General features: G+C 61.1%; 17 protein-coding genes. 8 read left to right on the top strand and 9 right to left on the bottom strand.

The features are described 5' to 3' along the window. Positions 1 to 363 precede the first annotated feature (363 nt). Both HMPREF2807_RS11605 and hflX read right to left on the bottom strand, forming a co-directional pair. A complete protein-coding gene (locus HMPREF2807_RS11605; protein ID WP_046648237.1) occupies positions 364 to 1,644 on the bottom strand; it encodes a uracil-xanthine permease family protein in 1,281 nt (426 codons plus the stop codon). A gap of 34 nt (positions 1,645 to 1,678) precedes the next feature. Further along, the gene (hflX, locus tag HMPREF2807_RS11600) at positions 1,679 to 3,157 is read right to left on the bottom strand and encodes a GTPase HflX (protein WP_070513095.1); all 1,479 of its coding nucleotides are present in this window, start codon (positions 3,155 to 3,157) and stop codon (positions 1,679 to 1,681) included. Positions 3,158 to 3,279: 122 nt separating this feature from the next. On the opposite strand from hflX, the gene HMPREF2807_RS11595 reads away from it, so the two are divergent. After that, positions 3,280 to 4,062, top strand: a complete 783-nt coding sequence (locus HMPREF2807_RS11595; protein WP_046648241.1) for a hypothetical protein — start codon at positions 3,280 to 3,282, stop codon at positions 4,060 to 4,062. A gap of 21 nt (positions 4,063 to 4,083) precedes the next feature. Next, a complete protein-coding gene (locus tag HMPREF2807_RS11590) occupies positions 4,084 to 4,617 on the top strand; it encodes a hypothetical protein (protein WP_046648243.1) in 534 nt (177 codons plus the stop codon). 17 nt (positions 4,618 to 4,634) lie between these two features. Here the strand turns inward: HMPREF2807_RS11590 and dapF are convergent, their stop codons facing one another. From dapF to HMPREF2807_RS11575, 3 genes are read right to left on the bottom strand one after another with little or no spacing between them, the layout of a single operon-like run. After that, positions 4,635 to 5,471, bottom strand: coding sequence for a diaminopimelate epimerase (gene dapF, locus HMPREF2807_RS11585; RefSeq protein ID WP_070513092.1), 837 nt, complete (start codon positions 5,469 to 5,471; stop codon positions 4,635 to 4,637). Positions 5,472 to 5,482: 11 nt separating this feature from the next. After that, positions 5,483 to 6,409: a tRNA (adenosine(37)-N6)-dimethylallyltransferase MiaA gene (miaA, locus tag HMPREF2807_RS11580; protein WP_070513089.1), complete on the bottom strand. Its 927-nt coding sequence runs from the start codon at positions 6,407 to 6,409 to the stop codon at positions 5,483 to 5,485. Next, positions 6,409 to 7,041, bottom strand: a complete 633-nt coding sequence (locus HMPREF2807_RS11575; protein ID WP_070513086.1) for a hypothetical protein — start codon at positions 7,039 to 7,041, stop codon at positions 6,409 to 6,411. Before HMPREF2807_RS11575 ends, miaA begins: the two co-directional genes overlap by 1 nt. Positions 7,042 to 7,172: 131 nt before the next feature. Between HMPREF2807_RS11575 and HMPREF2807_RS11570 the strand changes: the two genes are divergently transcribed. Together HMPREF2807_RS11570 and HMPREF2807_RS11565 are read left to right on the top strand one after the other, a co-directional pair. Continuing rightward, the gene (locus tag HMPREF2807_RS11570; protein WP_070513083.1) at positions 7,173 to 8,489 is read left to right on the top strand and encodes a DUF349 domain-containing protein; all 1,317 of its coding nucleotides are present in this window, start codon (positions 7,173 to 7,175) and stop codon (positions 8,487 to 8,489) included. A 13-nt stretch (positions 8,490 to 8,502) separates the two neighbouring features. Beyond that, the gene (locus HMPREF2807_RS11565) at positions 8,503 to 9,588 is read left to right on the top strand and encodes a GNAT family N-acetyltransferase (RefSeq protein ID WP_070513080.1); all 1,086 of its coding nucleotides are present in this window, start codon (positions 8,503 to 8,505) and stop codon (positions 9,586 to 9,588) included. Here HMPREF2807_RS11565 and HMPREF2807_RS11560 read toward each other — a convergent pair. From HMPREF2807_RS11560 to miaB, 3 genes are read right to left on the bottom strand one after another with little or no spacing between them, the layout of a single operon-like run. Beyond that, the gene (locus HMPREF2807_RS11560; protein ID WP_070513077.1) at positions 9,561 to 10,649 is read right to left on the bottom strand and encodes an alkene reductase; all 1,089 of its coding nucleotides are present in this window, start codon (positions 10,647 to 10,649) and stop codon (positions 9,561 to 9,563) included. The two genes, HMPREF2807_RS11565 and HMPREF2807_RS11560, sit on opposite strands and share 28 nt — an antisense overlap. 28 nt (positions 10,650 to 10,677) lie before the next feature. Then, positions 10,678 to 11,310, bottom strand: coding sequence for an Rv2732c family membrane protein (locus HMPREF2807_RS11555; protein ID WP_070513075.1), 633 nt, complete (start codon positions 11,308 to 11,310; stop codon positions 10,678 to 10,680). 20 nt (positions 11,311 to 11,330) lie between these two features. After that, positions 11,331 to 12,893 (bottom strand): tRNA (N6-isopentenyl adenosine(37)-C2)-methylthiotransferase MiaB, encoded by a 1,563-nt coding sequence (miaB, locus tag HMPREF2807_RS11550; protein WP_070513072.1) that lies wholly within the window; start codon positions 12,891 to 12,893, stop codon positions 11,331 to 11,333. Between the two features lie 138 nt (positions 12,894 to 13,031). On the opposite strand from miaB, the gene gluA reads away from it, so the two are divergent. The 4 genes from gluA to HMPREF2807_RS11530 all read left to right on the top strand — a co-directional run bounded on the left by gluA (position 13,032) and on the right by HMPREF2807_RS11530 (position 16,413). Continuing rightward, positions 13,032 to 13,760, top strand: a complete 729-nt coding sequence (gluA, locus tag HMPREF2807_RS11545) for a glutamate ABC transporter ATP-binding protein GluA (RefSeq protein ID WP_046649369.1) — start codon at positions 13,032 to 13,034, stop codon at positions 13,758 to 13,760. A 68-nt stretch (positions 13,761 to 13,828) separates the two neighbouring features. Beyond that, positions 13,829 to 14,713, top strand: a complete 885-nt coding sequence (locus HMPREF2807_RS11540) for a glutamate ABC transporter substrate-binding protein (RefSeq protein WP_070513069.1) — start codon at positions 13,829 to 13,831, stop codon at positions 14,711 to 14,713. A gap of 75 nt (positions 14,714 to 14,788) precedes the next feature. After that, on the top strand, positions 14,789 to 15,475 hold the full coding sequence (gluC, locus tag HMPREF2807_RS11535) for a glutamate ABC transporter permease GluC (RefSeq protein WP_070513066.1): 687 nt from the start codon (positions 14,789 to 14,791) through the stop codon (positions 15,473 to 15,475). Continuing rightward, positions 15,475 to 16,413 (top strand): amino acid ABC transporter permease, encoded by a 939-nt coding sequence (locus tag HMPREF2807_RS11530; RefSeq protein WP_046649359.1) that lies wholly within the window; start codon positions 15,475 to 15,477, stop codon positions 16,411 to 16,413. The genes gluC and HMPREF2807_RS11530 overlap by 1 nt, the downstream gene beginning before the upstream one ends. Before the next feature lie 6 nt (positions 16,414 to 16,419). On the opposite strand, the gene recX is transcribed toward HMPREF2807_RS11530, so the two are convergent. Continuing rightward, entirely contained in the window at positions 16,420 to 17,013 is a 594-nt protein-coding gene (recX, locus tag HMPREF2807_RS11525) for a recombination regulator RecX (RefSeq protein ID WP_046649358.1), read from the bottom strand. Between the last annotated feature and the right edge of the window lie 6 nt (positions 17,014 to 17,019).

Genomic DNA, 17,019 nt, shown 5'->3' with positions numbered 1-17,019 from the left:
ACGGCATCCTGCCGCTTAAGGCCCACGCTCCCGCTTCCCTCTTTGCTGAGGGTAGCGGGAGCTTTCTGTTGCTTGGTTGTCTAGCACAAGGTTCCAGTCATCAGGCTCTACTCAAACGGTTCTGTTGGGGGCAAGGAAACCAAATAGAGGTGCCTAGAAGGTTCATTTGACCTCAGAAGAACCTTCTGACCCAAACCGTTTGAATGGAACCATGTGTATGCGCGTCTTCATACCGCAGAGGGACCGAAGTAAAAGCACCTTATGCAGATTCCTGCACGAATTCACCTGGGGCTTTCTAAATCAAAGCCCCCAGATGGTGCCTTTACTCCGGTCCCTTATCCTCGCTAGTCGGCGGAAGCGCCTCTAGTACTTCGCGCCGCGGCCCTCACCGATGGTGCTATAGAGCTTCTTCATCACCGGGTAGAGCACGATTATGCCGACAGAGCCCCAGGCAATACCTTCCAGCGTCACGCCGAAGACGTCGAGGGTGAGGTTGCCAATGCCCGCGATGAGCGCCACCGCCGCCGCAGTGAGGTTGACCGGGTTGTTGAAGTTGACCTTGTTGTCCATCCAGATGCGCACGCCGAGCATGCCGATGAGGCCGTAGAGGACGATGCAAGCGCCGCCCAGCACGCCGGTGGGAATGGTGAAGATGAGCGCGCCGAACTTCGGGATGAAGGCCAGAGCTATGGCGGTGATAGCAGCGACCCAGTAGGCGGCCGTGGAGTAGACGCGGGTCGCGGCCATAACGCCGATATTCTCCGCGTAGGTTGTGGTGCCGGAGCCGCCGAAACCACCAGCCAAGGAGGTAGCCAGGCCATCGGCAATGAGAGCGTCGCCGGCTAAATCATCGAGATCGCGCTTAGTCATCTCCGAGACCGCCTTGACGTGGCCGACGTTTTCCGCAATCAGCACCACCAGCACTGGAAGTGCTGCCGCGATGGCGGAGACGTGAAACTCCGGCGCATGGAACTGCGGGAAGCCAATCCAGGCTGCTTCGCGGATGGACTCCACGGCCCCCTCGCCCAGGTTGCCCGTGGCCGCCGCGAAAGCCCAGCCGACGACGACACCGATAAGAATCGACAGACGCGAAACCATGCCGCGACCGGCCACGGTGGCCAGGATGATGACCGCCAGCGTCACCGTGGCAACCAGAGGCTGGCTCGAATAATTGGTGGCAGCATTGGGCGCCAAGTTGAGGCCAATCAGTGCCACGATGGCGCCGGTCACAGCCGGCGGCATGACGGCGTCAAGGACCTTGCGGCCTGCTGCCTTCACCGCGAAACCAATCGCCACCAAGACCAGGCCAGTCACTAAGACGGAACCTGCCTGCGCGCCAATGCCGTACTGCTGGGAGGCGCTCAGCGGTGCAATGAACGCGAAAGAGGAGCCCAGGTAGGAAGGCAGGCGGTTGCGGGTAATCAGGAGGAATAGGATTGTTCCCAGGCCTGAAAACAGCAGCGTCGTATTGACCGGGAATCCGGTCAGGGTGGGCACCAGCAGTGTCGCGCCGAACATGGCCACTACGTGCTGCATGCCGATGCCGATAGTGCGGCCCCAGCTCAATCGTTCTTCGGGTGCGACGACCGCGCCCGGCTTAATCGTTTTTCCGTCCCCGTGGACGGCCCAGCCAAAATTACTCACGAGCCATAATTATGGCTCACGGGAGCACCGAAACCTAAGCGTCCTCACCGGCCACGCGAAATTCCCTGAGTTCGGCGGCAATGGAGGCGGGCAGGCGAACGTCGACAAGCGTGCCCTCCCCCGTGTACTCCTCGCTACGCACGGTGCCCTGGGTATGGATGCGATCGACCACGTCCCCGCGGGTAAACGGAATGAGCAACTGCACATGCTCGTCCTGAGAATTGAGGAAGAGCTCCACGCGCGTGGTGAGCTCATCGATGCCCTCCCCCGTCTTGGCGGAGACATACACCACGTTGTCACGGTCAAGGGCGTGGCGAAGCTCCGCCAGCACCAGCGGATCGGCCTGGTCTATCTTGTTGATGACGATGATCTCCGGCGGGGCCTCCTCGCCGGTTTCCTTCACGATGTCATAGATGACCGCATTAACCGCCTCAATTTGCTTCAGCGGGAAGGGATCTGAGCCGTCCACGACGTGCAGCATCAAGTCTGCTGCGAGGACCTCCTCCAAGGTGGACTTGAAGGCCTCCACCAACTGTGTGGGAAGGTGGCGGACGAAACCAACGGTATCGGTGAAGACGACCTGGCGGCCATCAGCAAGCTCGGCGCGGCGGGTGGTGGGGTCCAAGGTAGCGAACAGTGCATCCTCCACCAGCACGCCAGCGCCCGTCATCGCGTTGATGAGCGAAGACTTACCAGCGTTGGTGTAGCCGGCGATCGCAATCTGCGGGATCGTCGATGACGCACGGCGCGAGCGCTTAATCTCACGCGCCGTCTTCATCGCCTTAAGCTCCTTACGCAGCAGCGCCATCTGCGTGCGGATACGCCGACGGTCCGTCTCAATCTTGGTTTCACCGGGGCCGCGCAGACCGACGCCGCCGTTGGAACCAGCACGGCCGCCCGCCTGGCGCGAGAGGTTGCCGCCCCAACCACGGGTATGCGTATAAAGATATTCCAACTGCGCGAGCGAAACTTGGGCTTTGCCTTCCTTGGACTTGGCGTGCTGCGCAAAAATATCCAAGATGAGCATGGTGCGGTCGATAACTTTGGTGTTGAGAGCGCGTTCCAAGGCAGAGAGCTGGCCGGGGGTTAGCTCGCCGTCGCACACCACGGTATCCGCGCCAGTGGCAGCCACGATATCCTTGAGCTCGTTCACTTTGCCGGAGCCGATATAGGTACCCGGGTCCGGCTTATCTCGCTTCTGATACAGGGCTTCTACTACTTCGGCTCCCGCGGTTTCCGTGAGCGCCGCGAGCTCCGACATCGTGGCCTCAACCTCGGCCACGGTGCCTTCAGTCCACACTCCTACGAGGACTACTTGTTCAAGGCGCAGCTTGCGGTACTCCACTTCGTAGCCGTCGGTGGTGTCTTCTGCGCGAATGGTGGTCTCGCGGGTTACTCGGCGGAAGGCGTTGCGCTCAGCTAGGTCGAGATCACCGGTAGTCGGCTCCGGTGAGGTGGGCGCGGGCTCACCAAAAGCCTGCGCGAGGAGATCATCATGGGTTTCTTTTGTCATATGCTTTCTATTCTTGCACGTCACGCCTCTTAACAGGGAATCTCCGTTGCACACGACCTTGTGCCGATCCCGGCGGCAAGGCTCACCGACAACATTTTTGAGTCATCGCGGCGCCAGATACAATGGGCCGCATGACCGTCAAAGAGACCACTCACCCAGAGATGCAGGCCATTGGCCTCAACTACGAGCGCTGGCAGGACGCCGTCGAAGCAGCCATTTCGACCAACCAGCTGGCAGTCACGGGGGAGGTTCGCGGAGGACAACTCATTCAGTTCTCGGATCCTTCCGGGGCGCAACTCAATATCCTTGCCGTCGAACCTTTCGCCACCTTCATTGGGTTTGAGGGCGTCACCCAAGGCTTCGCCCACGTCTCTATGATCAACGATGTCTTGGCTTACCTGGACATCATCGATCCTTTCGGAAACGTTCTCGCGCAAGCGACGGCGAACTTGGCGCAGGGCCCGCTCTTGGCTGATGAGGACACCCAGCAGTGGCAGCAGGTAGAGCTTACTGCGATGGGTCTCGATGTCACCGCGTTCGACAACGCAGATGCCTACGAAGCCGAGAAGGGCACCTACCCAGCCACGTTTGAATCCACCGGTGCGGCAGTTGTTGCGGCCGGTTCCGGCGCCGAATCCCCTACCCCGGGCTGCACTTTTTCCGCTCGGGTTATGGAGTCCGAGTGGCGCCACAACCAGCTCACCGGTGAGCGCTTCATGCACCTCGTCATGGATGGCACCTTCCCCTTCGATCTGTGTCTGCCGGAGAGCTTTGGCGAGCTGCCGCCGAAGGATTCCGTGCTTGCGGGTTCGGCGATGCTGACCGCCTCTATCGCGCTACCCACCGGCGGCTGTGGCAGCGACGGCGGCTGCGCCTGCGGCTCTGGAGGCTGCGGCGGCCACTAGGCATACCGTAGAGTCGTAAGCATGAGTTTTTCCGCATCTCAGCGTCAGGGTTTTGCCCTGCTCCTTGCCGGGGTTACCGCTACGGTACTGGTTCTGACGCTGAAGCTGCCGGGAGTTATTCTCGCTATCTTTATCTGCGGGGCGCTATGGCTGTTTGTCGGCGCCCGCCCCGATGCCTCGGAACATGCGGCGCTGCGGGCTTCCATTGCGCTCACGGTGGAAGACATCACGGGCGTCCTCGAGGACTACGCCACATTTGCTACGAGCGACGACGCTGAAGCATTGGCGGACCGCACGCTCCACCGCCCAGCGCTTGCCGACGTCGACTGCACGAACCCCACTATCGAAGCGTTCCACTATAAAATGCATGGCGCGCAGCGTTTCTTGCGCCGCCTCGATGCGCGGGTTAACTCGCCAGATACTGGCACCAGCGAACTCGAATCCTTGCTCAAGGTGGCCGATGATCGGGCCGCCGAGCTCAAGGAGTCGTGGCTCGCTGCCCGCCGCGCCGCCTTGGCGCTAGGGACCAACTACAAAAAGGGGGACGGACGCTAAACGCCGTCCCGAAAACCCTATAGTGAGGTTTCGCCTGTGGCTACGATGCGCGAAGGCCCCGTCAGCGTAGATCCGTCCTCAGTGATTTCTACCTGGACCTCGCCGCCGGGGACGACGACGCGGACGCGGCCGGTGGTGTGGGAGGCGTCGGCAAGCGCGGCGCACGCTGCGGCCACCGTTCCGGTACCGCACGAACGTGTCTCCCCTGAGCCGCGCTCGAAGACGCGCATGTGAATCACGCCATCGTGCAGCGGAGTAACCAGCTCCACGTTGACGCCTGCCGGGAAGAAGTCAGTATCGAAGACGGGCTGCTCAAGGCGCTTCGCCGCCAAATCCTCCGCGGTCAGTCCCGGGATAACGGCCGCTAGGTGAGGGTTTCCCATATCTACCCCGAGCCCGGCGAAGCTCTCCCCCGCCATCGAAGCGGTGGAGACACCGAGCACCTGTGCAGGTCCCATCTCCACGCTGACTTCGGCTTCAGTCTCGTTGAAGGAGTGGACGGTGACCTGCTTGGCCCCAGCGCGCGTGCCGACGGTGAAAGTATCGGTGTTCACCAGCCCACGGGAGCGCACCCAATGCGCGAAAACGCGGGTACCATTGCCGCACATTTCCGCCACCGAACCGTCCGCGTTGCGGTAGTCCATGAACCAGTCGCCAGCATCGATGCCCGGTGCGAGCTCATCGATTTCTCCAGAGGCGAGCAAGTCACCTGCACGTATGACGCGCAAGACGCCGTCGGCGCCGATCCCGGCGCGGCGATCACACAGTGCCACTACCTTTTCCGGCGGTAGCGGCTCGGTTCCTTCCACAATGACGAAGTCGTTTTCAGTTCCGTGGCCTTTAGCAAACTTCATAGGTGTAGAGTCTAACTCTCTTCGAGGACACGCAAAGCCTGCGTTGTCGTATCAGCCGCGGCATCCAGCCAGTGGATACGCTTATCACGGTTAAACCAGGCACGCTGGCGACGCACATAACGACGGGTTCCAGTGATGGTACGCTCCACCGCTTCTTCCCAGGTGAGCTCTCCACGCTGGGCTTGGAGGACTTGGGCATAACCGATGGCCCGCCCCGCCGTCGAGTCAGCCTTCAGGCCGTGCGCCTGAAGGTTCTCGACCTCTTCGACCAACCCCTTGTCGAACATGAGGCGACTGCGCAGCTCGATGCGCGGGTTCAACCAGCTGGCTTCCGTGCGCAACCCGAGGATTCTCGTGCCCCACCGGGGCGGGGCGTTCTTCGGTGGCTGGCTGGCTTTGAAAGGCTTGCCTGTAAGCTCGATGACTTCCAGTGCGCGCACGGTACGGCGCGGGTCCTTATCTTCGATGATGGCCGCGGCTGCCGGGTCCACGCTGGCAAGCTCTGCGTGCAAGGCATCGGTACCAATCTCTTGGCGCCGGGCCTCCCAGCGAGCGCGCACCTGCGGATCAGTGGGCGGGAATTGCCAATCATCCACGAGTGATTGGACATAGAGCATGGAGCCGCCCACCAAGATCGGGGTGTTGCCACGCGCTCGAATACTCTCGATATCCGCGATGGCAGCGGACTGATAGCGCGCTACCGACGCCGTTTCCGTCACGTCCCACACATCGAGCTGATGGTGTGGGATACCTTCGCGCTCCTCCAGCGTCAGCTTGGCCGTGCCGATGTCCATGCCCCGGTAAAGCTGCATCGAATCGACGTTGACTACTTCCCCGTCGAGCTCGTGCGCCAAGGCGACTCCGAGTGCTGATTTTCCGGAGGCCGTCGGGCCCACGACGGCAATCGGGGTTGGGCCGCTGCTGAGAGTCTTAGGCATTAGCACTGCCACCCCGCCACATAGCGCCCTACCCCGAGGGTTGAATCCGCTGCCCGAAGCTCCGCATGCCGTGGATGCACGCCTGCCAGCTGTGCCCACAGTGCCGTTTCGAGCACTCCCGTCGAATGGAGCAGCTCTTCGTTACAGTCTTCCTCCGCGCCGGCCAGCACGCTTTCGCACCACAGGTGAGTGTCCCGTGCACCCTCGACGAGGGCGAGCGGCGCGCGCTCTGTCAAGCCTGCAGAGCCATCAACGCACACTATTGTGAACCGTCCGGAACGCACTTCCCCTAGGGAGGCGCGGGAGTCTTCCACCGTGAAGGCGTGGTGACTGCTTTCTGCCCCGAGCGCGCTAGTGAGTACGTAGCGGGCCATGATTTCGGGGAGGTAGTTTCCGCCGCCGACGTCGACCTGGGGGGCGCCCCACGCTCTCAAGCTTCCCGTGTGATCGGTACGCCAGCGCGCATCGCGCGATCCCACGATGTCGACCTTAAGCGGTGCCCTACCGTTGACGCGTGCGGCATCACGTGTGAGCTCGCAGGCGGCGCTAAGGAGCGCGTGCGAAGCGTCATCGCTGGGTGACAATTCTTCCGCCAAGGCCGGTGAGGCTGGCATAACCATGAGATTTTGCATCAACTCCCATCCTATAAGGTTAGTTTTTCGGGGTTAACACGCGGCTGCGCGGCGGAAACGGTAGTGTTGTGTCACATAAGTTCTGGCAGCCGTGTCGCGCGGCGCGATAATACCGAAGGTGGTTTCTTAGCATGTCCGCTATTCCTTCCCCTGGAGCCATGCCTCGCAAGGGCGCTCGTCCCGGCCCGTCTTCCTCTGCTCCGGCAGCACGTCCCGTGCAGCCCGCAAAAAACGATCCGGCCCAGTGGGGCCGCGTTGATGCTGATGGATCGGTATTCGTCAAGGCCCCCGAAGGCGAACGCAAAATCGGCGAGTGGCAGGCCGGCACCCCGGAAGAGGGCTTGGCACACTTTGGTGCACGCTATGACGATCTGTCCACCGAGATCGAACTGCTAGAATCCCGCCTCACAGCCCATCCGGGCGATGCCGCGTCGATCAAGGCGACTGCTGCGGAACTGCGAGAGTCCCTACCTACACAGGCAGTAATCGGTGATATCGCGGCACTGGACAAGCGCCTAGCCACTATCATCGAACACTCCGTGGAAGCCGGTGAGCAAGCACAGGCTGACAAGGCTCGTCGCCGCGAAGAAGCCATTGCCAAAAAGGAAAAGCTCGCTGCCGAGGCCGAGGACATCGCCGCCAACTCGACGGAGTGGAAGGCCGCCGGCGACCGTATCCGCGCCATCTTGGAGGAATGGAAGCAGATCCGTGGCATCGACCGCCAGACGGATGATGCCCTGTGGAAGCGCTACTCCCGCGCCCGTGACTCCTTCAACCGCCGCCGCGGCTCCCACTTCGCCGAACTGGATCGCAACCGCGCGGCCGCCCGCGCCAAGAAGGAAGAGCTGGTAGAGCGCGCAGAAGCTATTCAGGACTCCACCAACTGGGGCGAAACGGCGCGCGCGTACCGTGATCTCATGACGGAGTGGAAGGCTGCGGGCCGTGCCCCTCGTGAGATCGACGACAAGCTCTGGGCCCGTTTCCGCGCCGCCCAGGATCACTTCTTCAACGCCCGCAACGCCGTCAATGACGAGCGGGACAAGCAGTTCGCAGAGAACGCCGCCGCCAAGGATGCGCTCATTGCGGAATATGACTCCCTGATTGATCCCACCAAGTCGATCGACTCGGCGAAAGCCAAGCTGCGGGAGCTGCAGGAAAAGTGGGAGGAGATCGGTTTCGTTCCGCGCAACCAGGTGCGCGAGTACGAGGCCAAGATCTCGGCGCTGGAAAAGCGCGTGAGTGACGCCGAGGATTCACAATGGCGCCGGACGGACCCAGAGGCCCAGGCCCGCGTGGCCCAGTTCCAGTCCAAGGTCGATGATTTCACCGCGCAGGCAGAAGCTGCCGAGGCCAAGGGCAACACCAAGAAGGCGGAAGAACTGCGTGCCCAGGCCAAACAGTGGCAGGAATTCGCCGATGCCGCAGCGGCTGCTGTCAACGACAAGTAGCACCCTAGTCTGAGTGTTCGTTCAGATTGTCGCGCCGCCGGGTTCGGCCTCAGCTGAGCCGGCGGATTGCCTGCGTAGCTTCGTTTTCGACGCCAACCTAGCCGCCCAAGAGGCCAGCGGCGATCCCGCTGCCAGCGGTTCCCCACGCCGTGTGCTTCAGCGACTGCAAGGCTCCACAGAGTCTCGCACCTATCTCTTCGGGTTGACTGGCTCCGCCTTGGGGCCGGCTGGAGAGCTGGGTCTACCCGTTATCTCAGCGGCAGAGCCCAGCCCCGAAATCGATTTCGATGGCTTCATCCACATCTCTCTTCCACTCTTGGAGGAAACAGAGAACGCCGATATCGAATGCGTCCTCGCCGCGGATCTCCTGCCCTTGCCTGGGGAGGAACTAGAGCCAGAGGCTCTCGACGTGACGCGAGCCCTCGCCCGAGAGGCACTCCGGCTTACCCGCCAGCTGGGCCGCACGACTGCCCAGGTTGGCATGCTGTACCCGCCAGACGCGGACCATACCTATGACCCAATGTCGCAGGCCTACCTTGAGCTCGGGTTTCGTCGCAAGCATGCCGAGCGCCAAATGTTCGTCGAAATAGCCCCCACTCCTCCAGTGATTGGTGCGCAGGTGTGGCCCGACTACGACATCCCGGAGGAGCTGCTTGATGATGTCCTGCGCCTGCTCACCCTAGCCTCCACCGACGCGGTCTACGGTGACTTAAGCGTCGAGCCTATCGTGTGGACACGACAGCGCCTGAATGAAGCGCACGCACGGCTACGCTCCCGCAAAGCGCAAACGCTCCTCGTCGGCATTGTCGAACAGGGACGCGTCGTCGCACTCACCGAGCTCTCCCGCCACGGCGATGCGGACCCTGAGGTATGCGAGTGGACTCTTACCGTGACAGACCGCGAACAGCGCCGCCGTGGCCTGGCTACACGTGCTAAGCAGCATGCCCAGTATGCGGTGGCGCACCACTGGCCCGACGTCCGCCGGGCTTACTGCTCAGTCGCCCAGGCGGATCCGGCGATGAATGCGCTCTACAAGCGCCTCGGCGCGCACATCATCTCGGCGAGCAGCGCCTACGAGTTGACCGTGGAGAACGGATAGTCGGTGTAGCCGTGCGCTCCACCCGTATAGAACGTGGTCTCATCCGGCGCAGTGACAGGAAGCTCCTCCTGCCAGCGGCGAACGAGATCCGGGTTGGAGATGGCCAACCGGCCCACGGCCACGGCATCACCGTGGTGTACTAGATCCTCGGCGTCCGCGCGCTGGGTCACCTGTCCAAACCCCGAGTTCAGGATGACACGGGTACGCCCGTTAGCACGCGCTTCGGCGCTCAGCTCAGTAATGAGCTCACCCGTAGGCGCTGCATGCAGGAAGGAGACGTAGGCCAAACCAAGGTCTGCGACAGCGCGCAGCAACCCACCATAGGTGGCACGCACATCCGCAGCGTCGGTTTCCTCAATGCCCTGAATATTGTGCTGCGGGGACAGGCGCAGCGCTACGCGGTCGGCTCCGATCTCCTTGGCCACGGCACGCAGGATCTCCACTACCAGGCGGTAGCGCTTCTCCGGGGTTCCGCCGTAGGCATCCTCTCGGTGATTCGAGCTCGGAGAAAGGAACTGGTGCAGCAGATAACCGTTCGCACCATGAAGCTCCACGCCATCCATCCCAGCATCGATGGCATTGCGGGCAGCTTGGCGGAACTCATCGACAATGCGCGGTAGCTCCTCGATCTCGAGGGCGCGGGGCACCGGGCACTCCTTGCGGGATTCGAAATCTCGGACCGCAGTGCCCGATGCCAGCGCAGAGGGTGCCACCGGTTCTGCACCCTCGAGGAGGCTGGCATGAGAAAGGCGCCCGCCGTTCATCACCTGCATGAAAATGCGTCCGCCAGCTTCGTGGACGGAATCGGCCACTCGCCGCCAGCCGGAAATCTGTTCCGGAGTTTCGATACCGGGCTGGCCAGGGAAAGCGCGGCTGGTCACTGCGGGGAATACGCCCTCCGTCACGATAAGACCCATGGAAGCGCGCTGTGTGTAGTAGGTCTCGTGCAGGGGCGTGGGGACGCCATCGCGACCTGCCCGTGAGCGGGTCAACGCTGCCATGGTCACGCGGTTTGGCAGGGTCAGTCGTCCCAATTCAAGTGAGTCGAAGAGTGTAGTCATGCACTCCACAACACGAATCTCGTAGCGCTTATTCCTCGTCCTGCTGGCGCCGGTGGCGGGAGGCCGCACGGGAGCGGCGGTCGTCGATAAGCAGCGGATTCTGTTCTGCCGGCAGCTCGGTAGCGGCTTCGGTCTGCAGGACTCCCACGTGATCGAGCTGGCCGGCGACTTCCCGCACGCGTTCTGCGGCGGCCAACTGCTCGGGACTGCGGCGCAGTGCTACCTGGCAGTACACAAGAAAGGCGACCAACGTTGAGAAGACGCCCACGTACATACCTATGGCAGCGCCATCCGAGGCGCTGTCCCTGTACCAAAATCCCCACAGGTTAGCGAAGAAAGAGATCGTCGTCATCATCCACGCTACGAGAGCCAGCTTGGTCCGGCGAGTGGTAATCGTGGCCGTGGTCAGAATACCCACGCCTCCCAGCGCTAACCATGCGCTGACGGTTTCCATGAGGGAGATCCGCACGCCCTCGGCCGTTCCACCGACGAAGAGAGCTTCCCAGCCGCGGGCATCACCGGCATAGGGCAAAACCAAGTAAGCAACCCACGCCACGACGGACACGATGAGCGCATATTTGTGCTTTCCCAACTCGAGAGTCTGCGCTGCGCGCTTCTCAGCAGCTACGGCATCGTGAACGGACTTCAAGTCATCACTCATAAAACGGAGCCTACCCCCTTTTAGCAGCCGCAGGAATCGGCAGGAGCACTGGGCTTGCCGACGCCCGGCAGACCCAGACCCACCCCAATTGGTGCCGTCGTGGGCGTCTGCCCCGCCGCCGACATATCGCCGGCCTTCGTGCGACGGTGCTCGCTCACGCCGGAATCAGCCACCAGGAAGAAGGAGCCTGCATCCGTCACGGTAGCGTGCACAACATCACCGGGGCGAATCTCCGCAGAGATGTCCTTGCCCGCGGCATCGACTGGTGCAAAGTGAACAAGGCGACCATCACGCGCGCGTCCGGTGAGACGGTGGGTCTCGGCGGCCTTGCGGCCGCCTTCCGCCTGCACCAACAGCTCTACATCAGTGCCGACAAGCTTGGCGTTTTCCTCTGCCTGAATGGAATCCTGCAAGGCGACGAGGCGCTCGAAGCGCTCCTGCACAACTTCCTTGGGGATTTGGTTATCCATTTCTGCGGCCGGGGTGCCGGGGCGCGGCGAGTACTGGAAAGTGAAAGCGGAGGCGAAACGGGCGCGGCGAACCACGTCCATCGTGGCTTCGAAATCCTCCTCGGTCTCGCCTGGGAAGCCCACGATGATGTCGGTGGTAATTGCCGCGTGTGGCATCTTCTCACGGACCTCGTCGAGAATCCCCAAGAACTTTTTCGTGCGATAGGAACGGCGCATGTCCTTGAGGACCTTGTCAGACCCAGACTGCAGCGGCATATGCAGCTGCGGGCACACAGCCGATGTCTCCGCCATGGCATCAATAACGTCGGAGGTGAACTCGGCCGGGTGCGGCGAGGTAAAACGCAAGCGCTCGAGACCCTCAATCTTGCCTACCTCGCGCAGCAACTTGGAAAAGGCGAAGCGATCACGCGGCAGGTCTGGGTCCGCGAAGTTGACGCCATAGGCGTTGACGTTTTGCCCCAATAGGGTCACTTCGGACACGCCTTGATCTACCAGGGCCTGAACTTCTGCGAGGATATCGCCGGGGCGGCGGTCTTCCTCTTTTCCACGCAGCGAAGGGACGATGCAGAAAGTACAGGTGTTATTACAACCCACGGAGACCGAGACCCACCCGGCATAGGCGGATTCGCGCTTTGCCGGCAGTACGGAGGGGAAAGCCTCGAGGGCATCGACGATTTCCACCTGCGCTTCATTGTTGTGACGTGCACGCTCAAGCAGTGCCGGCAGCGCCGCCATGTTATGGGTGCCGAAAACCGCATCCACCCACGGCGCGTGGTCCAAGACGGTGTCCTTATCCTTCTGCGCCAAGCAGCCGCCAACCGCGATCTGCATGCCGGGATGGTTTTCTTTCGTCTTCTTCAGCGCACCCAGGGTGCCGTACAGGCGCTTGTCGGCGTTCTCGCGCACGGCGCAGGTGTTAAATACGATGAGGTCAGGCTCGGCGCCATCCGGCGCCGCCGAGTAGCCGGCCTCCTCGAGCAGGCCGGAAATGCGCTCGGAATCATGAACGTTCATCTGGCAGCCAAAGGTCCGCACCTCATAGGTGCGGGGCTGGTTATTAGTTACGGGGGAGCTCACGTGGGGACATTCTAACTGGGCGGCCGCACTACTCATAATGCCGCGACCGCATTTAAGAGTTATGGATTTGTTACACAAACCTCCCCGCCTCCACTATCCACACGCCTATTGTTCTACATATGATTCAGCTCACTCTATCTAAGGAGGTGTGATGTGACCGAACATTCCGGTCCGATGATCAAGATGGACGGAGTCAATAAGTACTTCGGTGACTATCACGCTCTCCGCGATATCAACTTGGAGATTGGCCGCGGCGATGTCGTCGTTGTTCTCGGTCCGTCCGGCTCCGGCAAGTCCACCCTGTGCCGCACCATCAACCGGCTTGAAACCATCGACGAGGGTTCCATCGCGATCGACGGCACTCCCCTTCCTGAAGAGGGACGCGAGCTAGCCAAGCTGCGTGCGGACGTGGGCATGGTGTTCCAGCAATTCAATCTCTTTCCACACAAGACCATCAAGGACAACGTCACTCTGGGGCCTATCAAAGTCCGCAGGATGAAGAAGTCCGAGGCCGAAGAGCGTGCGATGCAACTGCTTGACCGCGTTGGAATTGCTAATCAATCAGAAAAATACCCTGCACAGCTCTCCGGCGGCCAGCAACAACGTGTCGCCATTGCCCGTGCCTTGGCTATGCGCCCGAAAGTCATGCTCTTCGATGAACCTACCTCAGCTCTCGACCCTGAGATGGTCAACGAGGTGCTTGACGTCATGACGGATTTGGCCAAAGAAGGCATGACCATGGTCGTGGTGACCCACGAGATGGGCTTCGCCAGGCGCGCGGCCGACCGCATCCTGTTCATGGCCGACGGGGCCATCGTCGAGGACACCGACCCGGAATCCTTCTTCACCAACCCACAATCAGAACGAGCAAAGGACTTCTTGGGCAAGATCCTGCAGCACTAAACGGTTACCAGTTCACCTCTTTTCTCTACCTTCATTCATTTTCCACTCACCTCATCAAGGAGAATCTCATGTCCCGCACTTTCAACCGCATTACTGCCACCGCCGCCGCCATCGCCGCATCCAGCGCTCTGCTCGTTGCGTGTGGTGATTCCTCTGACTCCGCCAGCGGAGGCGAGGGCCTTCTCGGCGCTATCGAGTCTGGCTCTGTCACCCTAGGCACCAAGTTCGACCAACCGGGTCTGGGCCTGCGCGAGGGCGATGGTTCTATGACCGGCCTCGACGTTGACATTGCCACCTACGTGGTCAACCACATTGCCAAGGATAAGGGGTGGGAGGAGCCGGAGATCGAGTGGCGCGAGACTCCGTCCGCGCAGCGCGAAACTCTGATCGAAAACGGCGAGGTTGACCTCATCACCGCAACGTACTCCATCAACGCTTCCCGCGCGGAAAAGGTCAATTTCGCTGGTCCGTACCTCATCACCCACCAAGCGCTTCTTACCCAGGCTGATAACAAGGAGATCAGCGGGCTCGAGGGCCTCGACGGCAAGATCCTGTGCTCTGTCACCGGCTCCACCCCGGCACAGAAGGTGAAGGAAGCTCTGCCCAGCGTGCAGCTGCAGGAGTACGACACCTACTCCTCCTGTGTGGAGGCACTGAGCCAGGGCAACGTCGACGCCATGACTACCGACGCGACGATTCTTAACGGCTACGCCGCCCAGAATCCTGGCAAGTTCCAAGTCGTCGAGTTGGAGAAGGACGGCAAGCCCTTCACCGATGAGTACTACGGCGCGGGTCTGAAGAAGGATGATCAAGAGGCGACAGACGCTGTCAACAAGGCCCTGGAAGAGCTTCATTCCTCCGGCGAGTTCGACAACCTCGTAGCCAAGAACTTGGACAAGGGCGAGGGCATCGACGAGGCCACCGTCGGTGACCTCTCCTTCCTCAACTCCTAAACGCTCGATTAGCCCCCACCTAGCCTGCGCCGAGGACATACCGCCTCGGCGCAGGCCCGTTAGTAGGAGATTTCTATGGAATCCATGTGGGCCGCACTAGGCCCCGAACTATGGCCAGCCTTTTGGCTTACCATCCAGCTGACGTTCTGGTCTGCCATCGGCGCAATGCTCCTCGGCACCATCCTCACTGCCATGCGTGTCTCCCCCGTGAGAATCCTGCGGTGGATTGCCACGACGTACATCACGACGGTGCGCAATACCCCCTTGACTCTCATTATCCTTTTCTGTTCCTTTGGCCTGTACCAGAACCTAGGGCTCACGCTTGCTAGCCGGGACTCTTCGACCTTCCTAGTGGATAACAACTTCCGCCTCGCCATCGTCGGGTTCATCTTGTACACCTCGGCATTTGTTGCGGAATCCTTGCGCTCGGGAATCAACACAGTGGACTTCGGCCAAGCCGAGGCAGCCCGCTCGCTGGGCTTGAGCTTCTCACAGACCTTTAGCACGATCGTCTTCCCTCAGGCAGTACGTGCGGCAATCGTCCCCCTGGGAAACACGCTCATCGCGTTGACGAAGAACACCACGATCGCCTCCGCAATCGGAGTGGCAGAAGCTTCCCTACTGATGAAATCCACCATTGAGATGCATGCGAGCCAGCTCTTTGTCATCTTCTTTATCTTCGCGCTGGGCTTCATCATCCTGACCTTGCCCATGGGCTTAGGCCTAGGCAAACTCTCCGAAACTGTGGCGGTGAAGAAATAATGGCTGTACGCGCAACCGTGCTTTACGACGCCCCCGGCCCCAAGGGCAAGCGGCGCAATCTCATCTATACCGTCATCACCGTCGTTCTCTCGCTAGCTGCACTGTATTGGGTGCTGTCTACATTGGGTGAGCGCGGGCAACTCGACTCCGCGTTATGGACCCCTTTTCTTAACAGCCAAACGTGGACCACGTACCTGCTCCCTGGCCTGCGCGGAACGATCCTTTCCGCTGTAGCATCCATCATCTTGGCCATCGTGTTCGGCGTCATCTTCGGCCTAGGCCGATTGAGCGAGAACGTCATCGTACGCGGCGTATGTGGTGTGGTCGTGGAATTCTTCCGCGCCATCCCCGTCCTGCTGCTCATGATTTTTGCCTACCAGCTTTTCGCCATCTATAACGTAGTTCCGTCGAAGCAGCTGGCGTTTAGCGCCGTGGTCTTCGCGTTGACCCTCTACAACGGCTCTGTCGTCGCAGAGATTCTGCGCTCCGGAATCAAGTCGCTGCCCAAGGGGCAAACTGAAGCCGCTCGAGCGCTGGGTCTTTCGCATGGGCAAACGATGCGTACCATTCTGCTCCCGCAGGCCGTAGCCGCAATGCTTCCGGCCCTCATCGCCCAGATGGTTATTGCGCTCAAGGACTCTGCCTTGGGCTACCAGATTGGCTATGTCGAGGTGGTGCGCTCCGGTATCCAATCGGCGTCCTACAACAAGAATTACCTGGCCTCGCTCATCGTCGTTGCGATCATCATGATCCTCATCAACTGGGGGCTGGGCCTCCTGGCCGAACGCATCGAACGTCAGCTTCGAGCGGGCCGTGCGCGCCGGAACATCATCGCTAAAGTTCCGGAGCAACCAGACCAAGGCTTGGACACCAAAGACCAGGTCAACGTTGATTGGCACTCAGAAAGCTATACAGAAATCCGCAACCCGGACGAATAGAAACAGCTAGGAGAGCTCGGCGATGCGCGCATCCAGCACTTCGATGGAAATACGCATCACCAGCTCCTGGCGATAGCCGCGCCGCGCGAGTGTTCCTACAATGCGACGCAGGAACTTGTCCCTCTCATGGCGGTCGGCGGGAACACTCTTCAAGGTTCGCGCCTTTTTCTCCGCTACGCGGCGCGCTACGGCCTCCTCAGATTCCTCGGTAATCTGCTCTAGGGCCGCTGCGCGATCGGCGGCCTCAACACCCTTCTCCTTGAGTTCCACATTGAGGGCACGGGCCGACTTACCGCGCCGCGCGTGGCGCTGCCGCACCCACTCCTTGGCGAAGGTTTCATCATCAACGAGCCCCACCCCTGCAAGGTCATCGACCACGTCCTCGACCACATCGGGCTCAAAGTCCGCCGCGACAAGCCGGTCACGCAGTTCCTTGCGGGAACGTGCACGTTGATCTAGCAAGCCTAATGCTCGGGAGCGCACGGGCGCCTTCGCTGCTTCAGCATTCGCATCAACAAGCTGGCCACCCGCGTCCCCCGATTCATAGGACTCGAGAGCTTGACGTAGCTTCTCTAGCTTCTCTGGTGAAGGTTGTGCCATTGCGCC

The organism is Corynebacterium sp. HMSC074A09 (assembly GCF_001811545.1).
Classification (GTDB): Bacteria; Actinomycetota; Actinomycetes; order Mycobacteriales; family Mycobacteriaceae; genus Corynebacterium; species Corynebacterium hiratae.
The sequence above is the reverse complement of the archived record's forward strand: the minus strand, read 5'-3'. Positions and strand labels throughout refer to the sequence as shown.